Annotated in this window: 6 protein-coding genes; all 6 read right to left on the bottom strand. The window is 58.8% G+C overall.

Annotated features, from left to right (window positions below):
• Positions 1-338: 338 nt before the first annotated feature.
• Positions 339-1,220, bottom strand: a complete 882-nt coding sequence (locus tag C563_RS0120640) for an aldo/keto reductase (protein ID WP_018763975.1) — start codon at positions 1,218-1,220, stop codon at positions 339-341.
• A gap of 519 nt (positions 1,221-1,739) precedes the next feature.
• A complete protein-coding gene (locus tag C563_RS0120635) occupies positions 1,740-2,501 on the bottom strand; it encodes an SDR family NAD(P)-dependent oxidoreductase (protein ID WP_051083614.1) in 762 nt (253 codons plus the stop codon).
• Between the two features lie 96 nt (positions 2,502-2,597).
• Positions 2,598-4,118, bottom strand: a complete 1,521-nt coding sequence (locus C563_RS0120630; RefSeq protein WP_018763973.1) for an aldehyde dehydrogenase family protein — start codon at positions 4,116-4,118, stop codon at positions 2,598-2,600.
• Positions 4,119-4,368: 250 nt separating this feature from the next.
• Positions 4,369-5,202, bottom strand: a complete 834-nt coding sequence (locus tag C563_RS21770) for an ABC transporter ATP-binding protein (protein WP_043424550.1) — start codon at positions 5,200-5,202, stop codon at positions 4,369-4,371.
• A gap of 150 nt (positions 5,203-5,352) precedes the next feature.
• Positions 5,353-6,375, bottom strand: a complete 1,023-nt coding sequence (locus C563_RS0120620; RefSeq protein ID WP_026265208.1) for an ABC transporter substrate-binding protein — start codon at positions 6,373-6,375, stop codon at positions 5,353-5,355.
• Positions 6,376-6,465: 90 nt separating this feature from the next.
• Positions 6,466-7,338, bottom strand: a complete 873-nt coding sequence (locus C563_RS21765) for an ABC transporter permease (protein ID WP_081624225.1) — start codon at positions 7,336-7,338, stop codon at positions 6,466-6,468.
• Between the last annotated feature and the right edge of the window lie 347 nt (positions 7,339-7,685).

The following is a 7,685-nucleotide window of genomic DNA, read 5'->3' as shown; positions in this document are numbered from 1 at the left end:
GCGCGACGTCGATGTCCAGCAGGCCGCACTGGCCGTCAAGCAGGCAGCGGCGACCATATCAAGCCGCCTGCTGGAGAACCAGCACCGGTCATGAATCCAACGGACCGGGATCATCAAGAACCCCGGCGCCGATCACCACCGGCCTCCTGTTGCTGCTCCAGCCACACCGTCCCCTGCCCCTTCGTGACCGTGCCGTTATTTGTGCAGCCGAACGGCCAGTTCCGGAACCCGGAGACGTCCAGACCATGTTTTCTCTACGACCGTCCTCTTATCGCCTGCGTTTTTCAGGCCTTGGTCTTGGCTCGGGCGACAGGAGTATGTATTTGAGAGCGGACCTGTCAACCTCCTGACATGGATCCTGCATCAAGCAGTTCCAGATCCGCCGGAGTAAGTTCCAGGACGGCGGCGGAGACAGAGTCCAGAATCGAGCTGGGCCGTGAAGCTCCGGGCAGAGGGATAACAATGTCCGCCTTGGACAGCTCCCACGCGAGTGCCACCACTTGGGGAGAGACACCATGATTTTGTCCGACAAAGGCGAACTCCGTATGAATCGACCCTAGATCGCGCGCTGAAGATATTCCTCCGAGCGGACTCCACGGGAGGAAAGCGATACCCAGTTCGGCGCATAGGGCTAATTCCGGTTCACTCGATCGGAATTTTGGGGAAAACTGGTTTTGCACCGAGGCGAGCCGCCCGTTCAGTACCTCATGGGCTTCTTTGATCTGCGCTACGTTGGCGTTCGAAATGCCGGCCATTCGTATCACGCCGTCCTCGAGAAGCTCGGCTAGAGCACCGATGGAGTCTGCATAGGGTACAAGGGGGTCGGGCCGATGAAACTGGTACAAATCGATCACATCGACTCCAAGGCGCCGGGCCGAGGCTTTGGCTGCTTCCTTGAGATACGAGGGATGGCCGTTCTGCGCCCAAGGTCCCTTCTGCGGACGCATGTGTCCACCTTTGGTGGCGATAATTACCTGCGATGCTGCGTCTGTGCCGAAGGATCGGAGCGCCCTGCCAATGAGCTCTTCGTTATGCCCGACCTCGTCTTCACCGGCCAAATGGTACGCGTCGGCCGTATCGATGAGAGTGACTCCCGCTTCAAGAGCAGCGCGGATAACAGCAGTCGACTTCCCTGCATCCGGACGTCCCTCGATGGACAAGGGCATCGCCCCGAGTCCAATGGCACTTACAGGCACACTCCCAATGCTGCGTTGCTTCATCTGTCCTTTTATCTCCTTCGTCCTCGGTGGACACGCCCGCCCGAACTTTTAAACCCCGCGGAACGCCGAGCTTTCCAGGGGGCAAAGTGGCGGCCCCTTCCGCTTCGTTCCAAAGCATTGCTTCCCGAACCGTTCGTCCGGTTCCACGTCTCCGGGCGCACACGGGCAGAACTGTCCAGCCAGCCAGACAATCCACGTTCACCTCTTGAATGCTCCGGTTGCCGACGGACACCACCAGGGTCCATGCCCGATCGGTCGGGCATAGTCGACCTGACGGACTCCCCCCACTTGCCTCATGACCAGAGGTTTCAGTCCTTCCTTTAGAACTGATCCGTCTGGACCAACAACTTGCAGCGAACTAGAGTCAGTGACGGTCGGGGGATGTCGGTGACACGTCCGTCATTCGGAAAGCCCCTTCGGTCCCCGCCCCTCCACGAGGGCCCCAACCCGACGACTGTGACAAGTGCCGGGACTTGGTTGAGTAATGGACCAGGACAACGAGACCATACTCGATGATGACTAGTGGAACGACCTTCCGCCGTCTGCTGCCAGAGCAGATCCTGTCACGTAGGACGATTCCTTGCTGGTGAGGAAGAGAATGGCGTTGGCGATCTCGACCGGGTCGGCAAGCCGATTGAGTGCGTAGTTTCCGACATTTCCCCTGAAGCCGTCGGCCATGGCAGTATCGACCATGCCTGGACAAACCGTGTTGACACGTATTTTCGGTGCCAGCTCGGCCGCCAATGCCTTCGACAGGGCGATGACTCCTCCTTTTGACGCAGCATAGGCAGTAAGCCCGGCAGCGTTTGGCATGAGTCCCGCCGCTGAAGCAATTGTTACAACCGTCGCTGAGGGTGCCTGCAACAGCCATGGGATACACCGGTGAACCACGTTGTAGGTGCCAGTGAGATTAATGTCGATCACCCGCCGCCATTCCTCGGCTGAAACCTCGGACGCCGGACCCTGGAACATGATCCCCGCTGCAGTAACAACACCGTCGATCCCGCCTAGAGCCGCCGCAGCTTCCTCGGCTGCACCCGCAACCGCCTCATCGTCGGTGATGTCGACAGGGAAAGCCCAACCGCCTATCTCTTCGGCGGCATTTTGGAGGTTTTCCTTGTCCCGGTCGAGAAGGGCAACCGCTGCGCCTTCCTGTGCGAAGAGCTGCGCCGTGCTCCGTCCTATTCCAGCAGCAGCTCCGGTAACAACGATCCGCCGCCCCTTCAGCCGCTGCGTTGGCATTTGCGTTTGGTCGTTCATATCGATAAGTCCCTTGTTCATGTTCGTACGGCTTTGGAGTGGACCACGCGCACCGGTGTACTAGCGGATTTGCTGCGACCCTTGGGCCGCGACGCGGTCTCCTGTGATGGCTTCAGGTTATGAGTTGCTGTACGGTAGCTCCCGCTCACTCGAGAGGTCCCAGACGACAGCCTTGCGACGGGTATACATGGCAACCGACTCGAGGCCGTTTTCTTTGCCGAACCCGCTTTGCTTCATCCCTCCGAATGGGACAGTTGGGTGGAAGGAACGGTAGGTATTGACCCAGACCGTTCCCGCGACTAACTCTTTTGCGAGGTGTTGGATGGTCCGTGCGTCGTTGCCCCAGATTTGCGCACTCAGACCGAATTCGGAGGAGTTGGATCGGGCGATGACTTCGTCGACGTCTGAGTAGGACAGGACGCTCGCCATCGGACCGAATGCTTCGGTGAGAGCGGCGGGGTTCTCATCCGTGACCTCCGCGAGAACGGTGGGCTGATAGAAAGCACCGTTGGCCAGTTCGCCGTCCTCGGCCGGGGCGCCGCCGGCCAGGGCGACGGCCCCGGCATCGATCGCGCGTTTAACGAGCGCGTCGACGCGGCCGCGGTGCCGGCGGTTGATGAGCGTGCCCATTTGCGACGCTTCTTTTGTGGGAAGGCCGACGCGGACTTTTTTGGCCTTCTGCCCGAGCCGGTCGCTAACCTCCGCGTACATCGAGTCCGGGACGAAGATTCGTGATCCTGTCACGCAGCTTTGGCCGCTCTTGGCGAAGTTTGAATGCAGCAGCGACGGGATGGCGATGTCCAGGTCGGCGTCCGGGAGCAGGATCGCCGGACTCTTTCCGCCCAGTTCGAGGAACGTCGGCACAATATTTGCCGCAGACTGGTGAATAATTGCCCGGCCTGAGTCCGGTCCGCCGGTGAACGCGATCATGCCGATATCGGGATGCTCGGTGAGTAGCGGACCCACCGTCTCCCCACGACCTGTCACGACGCTGATAACGCCGGCCGGAACGCCAGCCTGGAGCGCGAGTTCGACCAAGCGGTAGTTCAGGAGGGGGGCGACCTCCGGTGCCTTGATCACGATGCAGTTGCCGGCTACGAGTGCCGGTCCGGCCTTCAAAGTGAGTGAATTTGCGTTTCCGTTGTATGGACTGATACCGGCGACAACGCCGAAGGGCTCGTCGACCCCGTACGAGAGGCGGTTAGGCAGTTGAGCGAAGGTGCGTCCTTCAAGCTTGTCGGCGAGCCCGGCGTAGTAGCGCAATATCCGGGTGCTGTTGTCAATGTCGGCGAGTACCTCGCGGCGCAGGTGGCCCACATCCGCGACCTCAATATCGGCCAGTTCCTCTCGGCGCGCGGCAATCGCGTCGGCCCAGGCGCCAAGCATCCTTCCCCGGGCCTCAGGTGCCGTCCGGCGCCAAACCTTCTCGTATGCCCTCTTCGCTCCCGCAACTACGGCATCGATCTCTGCGGCGTCGGCCTCGTGAAGCGTGCCAATGAGCCGACCCGTAGCGGGGTTATGGATCTCCATCTCATAACCGCCTGCGGGTGCCTTCACACCATCAGCCGAGATGATGCCGACCCGGGGCTTCTCTCTCCCCTGTGCCAGGCCGGACTCCTCGGATGTAATCGTCGTCATTGTTGCGTTCTCCTATTAGAGGGCGTGGAAGCCCCCGGTTGTTATTTGTCGGGCCGCATGCGGCCGATACTTAGTAGTGGAAGCTGCTGGTGCGAATACACGCCGCGCCGCCCGCGCATCGATCTTTTCCTTCACCTCCAGCAAGGCCTGTCGAAGCTTCGTGTCCGTCGCGAAGCTCACGATGTTGATCGTGTCTGCTCCGGATCGAGGTATGCAGGCTATAGCCCGCCTCCGAAGGGGTGCCCGTCGGTCACTCACTGCCTCGTTTGGGAATTTCAATTCCGTGAAGCACTCCCATGCGCTCAAAGTGGCCGTAGATTCGGTCCACGTAAGTCCCGAAATCAGGGGATTCCACGAGGGCAAGTGGTCGTGGGCGGGGGAGGTCAACAACTATTTCGTCCACCACTTCACCCGGGCTCGGGCTCATCACGAAAATCCTGTCGGATAGTCCAACAGCTTCTTCAACACTGTGGGTGATGAACAACACGGTTGGTCGATTGCGCAGCCAGAGCGCCTCGAGGTCGGATCGAACTTGGAGCCGAGTGAGTGCATCGAGAGCCCCGAACGGTTCATCGAGCAAGAGCACCGACGGCTCGTGCACGATTGTGCGGATCAGGGAGACCCTTTGCCGCATTCCGCCCGAGAGCTGACGGGGGTATTTGTCCATGGCCTTCTCCAGGTGGAGTTGCTTGAACAACTCGGTGGCCCGGGACCTCAGCACGTTCTTATCAAGGCCCCGTACGTCAGCCTGGATCAAGACGTTTTCCATTGCCGTCCGGAAGTCCAGCAGGAGGTGATCCTGGAAGGCAATCCCGATATCTGTGAAGGGCTTGTTTACCGATGTGCCACCTATGCGGATGTCCCCCTCGGACCTGTCCAGGAGCCCGGCAGCCATCAGCATTAGTGTGCTCTTACCGCAGCCGGAGGGCCCGACTATGGAAATGAACTCACCCGGCTTGACGTCCATCGAGACCGGCCTGAGCGCTTCAAAAGAGTTGCCTTTGGGACTTCTAAACGTCTTCGCTACGCCTGCTATTGAAATCGGCAGACCTGCGGCCCTTTTCTGCAATACTGTGTCGTTCATTTATCATGCCTTTCTCTGCTGCCTGGTCAATCCGAACTCGTCAACGCCGGGGTCCCTGATTGAAGTGCAGTCGTCAACCTTTAGATTGCCGTGAGCGACTCCGGCGATCCCATTAGTGCGGCGTACTGCCCCGGGCCTCGGGGTCGAAGCCTATTTGCAGGTGTGCAGTTCGGACTCCGGTGGCAGGAAGTCGTAGGAAACGGCTTTTGAAATGTCCACAGGAGCGGGCAGGAGCTTCGCACGTGTCAAGATATCGTTGCTCTGTACCCACCGATCCGGCTCGGCCCGACCGACGAACTTTGCGTCTGCAGCGCACATCAGAGGAAGCAGTAATTTCAGTTCGGCGCGCACGACGTCGTCGCGCGAGTCAGGCAGGAGCTGCTTGACGGCCGTCACGGCGCGTTCTTGATCATCGATCGTCGCGCTCCAGCCTTTCAGGCTAGCTGCAACAAATTTCTTGACCGCTTCGGGATTTTTTTCTGCAAAGCTCTGGGTCGTAAAGATTGAATGGGCCACGGGAGAAACCCCGGAGTCTTTAAACCAGAAGTTGTTGTATTGGGCGTTCTGCATGCCAAGTGCCACGGCGGTGTCCTGTCCCCCGACAATCGCGTCGACGTTTTTTTGAAGCAGAGCCGCGGGCAGGGACGCGAAGGGAAGGGTCTGGATAATGACATCATTCTCACTGAACCCATTTTGTTGGAGGAAGAGGGGCAAGAGGAACGACCATGCACCGCCCTCCGCCAGCCCGATCTTCTTTCCCTTGAGATCCTTGGGGGAATTTATCCCTGAGGAAGCCAGAGTCTGAATCGCAATATTGGTCACCTGGTTGTCCGTTGCAACCATGACAAGCGGGGCGCCTTTTTCAATTTGCTGGCTGACGGCCACTGCGTCTGCAATGCCCATGTCAGCCTGGCCGCTTGCTACGAGCTGGGCTGCTGTACCGGATCCGGTGCCCTGTTCAATTTTCGCGTCAATCCCGGCGTCCTTGTAAAAGCCATTCGCCTGGGCGACTGCGAAGCCTGCGGTGGAAGCATTCCAGGGGTTGTTCAATTGAAAGTGGACGGGAATCCCAGTGCCGGCACTGGTTGAGGGTGGAGCGGCGGAGCACCCGGTGAGTACCAACGCTCCCGCCGCCATGACAGCCGCGATTAATTTAGGAATGCCTCTTTGCATGGTATTTCTTTCAGGTCGTGTCGGGTTAAAGATTGTGAAAACGGGTGCGGGCTGTACCCGTGCAATTCAATTCGCGATATGCCTTGGTAATCAGGTGCGTCGTTGCCACGGAGTCAGCAGCCATTCAACCGCTTCCACCAAGTAATTGACGATCACGCCGATGACGGTGAGGATGACCAAAATGGCGAACATGTATGTGGTATCCAGGGCACCGCTGGCTCGCAGCAGGGCGTAGCCCAGCCCGCTGTTCGATCCCAGGAACTCCGCGACAAGTGCGCCCGTTATGGCGATCGTTGCCGAAGTCTTAATTCCCGAAAAAATCACTGGGAGGGCGGCTGGAAACCGAAGAAACCAGAATGTCTGCCACCGAGTCGCGCCCATGGACCGGGTCAAGTAAAGGAGCCTCTCATCAAGGATCCTGAATCCGCTGATGCTTGCCATGAGCAACGGAAAGAAGGTTATAAGTATGACCAAGCCAATTTTCGTATTAATGCTAAAACCGAGCCAAACCAGGAGCAGCGGTGCTACCGCAATTTTCGGCACAAGCTGCAAGATCATAACCTGCGGGTACAGCAGCTGTTTTGCAGTCCGGGAGAGTGCAATGACCAGGCCCAGAGGAATGCCGATGACGATGCTCAGCAGAAGCCCGATAACAATCACCACGAGAGTTGACTGTGTGTGGTTCCATAAACTGCTTGCATCACTGAATAGACGCTCGAAGACCGCAACCGGCCCCGGAAGCAGGTATGCCGGGATCTTGAAAAGCTCGACTACTGCACCCCACGCGACAAGGATCGCCAGAAACACCACGAATGGCAATGACGACCAAGCGACGGAGCGGATTCGTCGTGTCGAGGCGGATGTTTCTTGTCGTCCGCGCGTGTCTGTTCCGGGCGTCCGCCGGGGGGCCACGGCGGACCCCTCCTGACTGGGGCGATCGGCCGTAAGGGTTTTTCTTTGCATAATCCTTCTCTTCCTTGAGGGGGACTCGAACCGCTGCCTGACCCCGAGGACACACTGATAACTCACGCCTGAAGTACCAACGAAAGGGCGGATACGTGAGGACAACAGGGTCCTTGACGTGGTGACTTCCAAGGGATTCCGGGATGTCTCTTTTGGCGGCGGGGTGTCCACGCCAAAAGGCCTTTGAGAAAAGATATCCTGTATTGTGGGACTTGGTCAATAGCATGTTTTGATGGCTGGTTTGGTAAAGCGGCGAAGAGAGGGAATGGGAGTCGGTGTATGAGTGAACGTGATTCGCAGGCCGGCGGGGCAGCCGAGGCTGGGGACAGCGCGGGCAGTTTGTCCAG

The sequence above is a fragment of the Arthrobacter sp. 135MFCol5.1 genome (assembly GCF_000374865.1).
In the GTDB taxonomy this organism is placed as follows: Bacteria; Actinomycetota; Actinomycetes; order Actinomycetales; family Micrococcaceae; genus Arthrobacter.
Note: the sequence above shows the minus strand (reverse complement) of the source record. Positions and strands in the feature narration are given on the sequence as shown.